This is a genomic window from Mesorhizobium sp. M7A.F.Ca.CA.004.06.1.1 (assembly GCF_003999135.1).
Classification (GTDB): domain Bacteria; phylum Pseudomonadota; class Alphaproteobacteria; order Rhizobiales; family Rhizobiaceae; genus Mesorhizobium.
The window spans coordinates 1-2930 of record NZ_RZPQ01000737.1; the positions used below are offsets into that span (position 1 = coordinate 1).

Here is a 2930-nt window from a genome sequence, read left to right on the forward strand (position 1 = left end):
GCCCTTGCGTGTAACCGCCCATCGTGCGGTTCGAACCATCAAAGACCAGACCGCTGAGTTCGATATGGTCAGCCTGTTCGGCCATGAAAAGGTGGCCGTCACCGCCGTAAACGACGCGCGTCGCGCCCGGCACGCCGGAAAGCCGCACGCGGCCGGGCAGCGAGAGATTGGAGACGACATAAGTCCCGGGCGGCAGGAACACCGGCATATCGCGGGCATTGGCGTCACGCAGCAGCTTGGCGAAGGCCTTGCTCTGATCGTCTGATGTGCCGGGCTGCACGCCGAGTTCTGTGGCATTGATCGAGCCGCGCATCGAGGCTTTCTCGATGCCGCTCAAGCTTGCGGCCACCGCCTTGCCGAGCGCAAGGCCCATAACGGCAAAGCCTGCGGTCCCGGTCAGCAGCGTTCGTCTGTTCAACATCGGCACAGAATCCCAGCGTTCAAGCCTGATATCGCAGGAATCGTGCCAGCCGTTATGTCTCTCCCACCGAGGCCGCTACGATGGCTTGTCGTGCAGCCTTTCCGCGCCTAAGTTCAAGGAATGAGCAGAGCTTTCACCCGCGAGGAAGACAGCGAAAATGCCATTGCCGGTGTCGGTGAACGGCCAGTCAGCCACCACCGCAATCTGGTGACGGAACGCGGCTTGGCGCAGATCGAGGAGAATCTGGCCGATCTGCGCGACATATTGGCAAAAGCCGAACGCAAAGCCGACCGCGAGCGCATCGCGGTCGTGTCGCGCGACCTGCGCTATTGGACCGCCCGGCGTGAAAGCGCCGAACTCTCCGTACCGGAGCCGGGCAGCGACGTGGTGCGCTTCGGCATGGGCGTCACGATCGAGGGCGACGACGGCAGGAAGGTCCACTGGAAAATTGTCGGCGAAGACGAGGCTGATCCCACCAAGGGTAGCATTTCGCATGTTTCGCCGATGGCGGTCGCCCTATTCGGCAAGAAGATCGGCGACTTGGCCAGCGTCAACGGCAAGGAATGGGAAATCGTCAAGCTTTCCGAGAGCTAATCCTCGATCTTGACGACATGGTCGCGGAAGAACGCCGCGGCTCCGGCTTCATCGATCTCGCCTGAAGCAACGGCCATGACGAATTCGTAGAGCGTGCCGTTGTCGGCTGTCAGGACATGGCCGTTCACGATCAAAAATGCACCGGCTGCAACTATGGCCGTGCGCTTGTTGCCGTCGACAAAGGCGTGATTTCTTGCGATGCCGAAGACATAGGCGGCTGCTAGGTCTTCAACCGAAGGGTTTTCGTAGTTGGCCTTGTTCTCGGCACGCGCGAGCGCAGATTCGAGAGCATTTTCATCTCTCAAACCTTGAGCACCGCCATGCCTGCGCAACTGCTCGGCGTGCATCGCTTCAACCGCACGCCGGGTAAGGAACTCCCAGCTCATTCGGCGAGCTTCTGAAGCGCGACCTTGTATTTGTCCATGACCTTGCGAGCAGCTTCCATCTGCCGCTCGAAACTGTCGTCCATCGGCTCAAGGGCAATGCCCTTGTCCGTTTCGACGATCTGGAGCTGATCACCTGTCTTCATGTTCAGACGATCGAGCAGATCCTTGGGCAGGATCACACCTTCCGAATTACCGATCTTGCGAATGGTCGTGTTCATGACAGATATCCTGTTGCAACGCCGATTATAACTCGACCGGCGAGAAGTTGCAACAGATATTATAACAAGCCTAGCGGACCGCCAGCAGCCGGTCCAGCAAACGATCCGCCGCCTCCGGAATGACCGTGCCCGGTGGGAAGATTTCCGCAGCGCCGGCTTGCAGCACCGCGTCATAGTCCTGCGGTGGAATGACGCCGCCGGCGACGATCAGCATGTCGCCGCGGCCGAGCTTTTTCAGCGCGTCGCGCAGTTCGGGGATCAGCGTCAGATGTCCCGCCGCCAGCGACGAGGCGCTGACGATGTGGGCGTCCTGTTGAACCGCTAGTCTCGCGATCTCCTCCGGTGTCTGGAACATCGCGCCGACGGTGACGTCGAAGCCGAGATCGGCGAAGGCCGTGGCGATGACCTTCTGGCCGCGGTCGTGGCCGTCCTGTCCCATCTTGGCGACCAGGATGCGCGGCTTGCCGCCGGTCTTCTTCTCGAAGGCGTCAAGCTTGTCCTGCAGACCGTCGACCACGGGATGATCGCCAAGCGCCTTCCGATAGACCCCGGAAATGGTCTGTACCGTGGCGACGTGGCGCCCAAACGCCCTTTCCAACGCGAATGAAATCTCGCCGACCGTGGCATTGGCGCGCGCCGCTCGGATGGCGAATTCCAGCAGGTTTTCATTGCCTTGCGCGGCACGGGTCAGCTCATCGAGCGCGCTTTCGACGGCGGCGACGTCGCGCGTGCCCTTCAGCCGTTGCAGCTTCGACAATTGCCGGGCCCTGACCTCGGCATTGTCGATCTTCAGCACGTCGACCTCGATGTCGGTCTCGGGCCGATGGGCGTTGACGCCGACCAGCATCTGCTCGCCGGAATCGATCCGCGCCTGCGTGCGCGCGGCGGCTTCCTCGATGCGCAGCTTGGGAATGCCCTGTTCGGTCGCCGCCGCCATGCCGCCGAGCGCCTCGACCTCCTCGATATGGGCAAGAGCGCGCGCCGCCAGATCATGCGTCAGCCGTTCGAGATAGGCCGAACCGCCCCACGGGTCGATGATGCGCGTGGTGCCGGATTCCTTTTGGAGGATGAGCTGGGTGTTGCGGGCGATCCGCGCCGAGTGGTCGGTCGGCAGCGCCATCGCCTCGTCGAAGGAATTGGTGTGCAGCGACTGGGTGTGGCCCTGCGTTGCCGCCATCGCCTCGATCATGGTGCGGACAATGTTGTTGTAGGGATCCTGCGCTGTCAGCGACCAGCCAGAAGTCTGGCAATGGGTGCGCAGCGACAGCGAGCGCTCGTCCTTGGGCGAAAAATTCTTCTGCATCAGGGTCG

The 2930-nt window shown here is 61.9% G+C and carries 5 protein-coding genes; 1 reads left to right on the top strand and 4 read right to left on the bottom strand.

Annotated features, from left to right (window positions below; translation table 11 throughout):
* A partial coding sequence (locus EN906_RS29260; protein WP_281060468.1) for a glycosyl hydrolase family 28-related protein occupies nt 1-421 on the bottom strand: 421 nt, incomplete at its 3' end.
* A gap of 120 nt (nt 422-541) precedes the next feature.
* Here EN906_RS29260 and greA point away from each other — a divergent pair.
* Nucleotides 542-1015 carry a transcription elongation factor GreA gene (greA, locus tag EN906_RS29265; RefSeq protein ID WP_127269974.1) on the top strand — a complete coding sequence of 158 codons (474 nt, stop codon included), beginning with the start codon at nt 542-544 and terminating at the stop codon, nt 1013-1015.
* Here greA and EN906_RS29270 read toward each other — a convergent pair.
* The 3 genes from EN906_RS29270 to EN906_RS29280 all read right to left on the bottom strand — a co-directional run.
* Complete coding sequence (locus EN906_RS29270; RefSeq protein ID WP_127269972.1) at nt 1012-1401, bottom strand: type II toxin-antitoxin system death-on-curing family toxin; 390 nt, start codon at nt 1399-1401, stop codon at nt 1012-1014. The two genes, greA and EN906_RS29270, sit on opposite strands and share 4 nt — an antisense overlap.
* The gene (locus EN906_RS29275; RefSeq protein ID WP_127269970.1) at nt 1398-1619 is read right to left on the bottom strand and encodes an AbrB/MazE/SpoVT family DNA-binding domain-containing protein; all 222 of its coding nucleotides are present in this window, start codon (nt 1617-1619) and stop codon (nt 1398-1400) included. The genes EN906_RS29270 and EN906_RS29275 overlap by 4 nt, the downstream gene beginning before the upstream one ends.
* Nucleotides 1620-1689: 70 nt before the next feature.
* Nucleotides 1690-2930: methylmalonyl-CoA mutase family protein (locus EN906_RS29280; protein ID WP_206529199.1), on the bottom strand; the 1241-nt coding region annotated here is incomplete at its 5' end.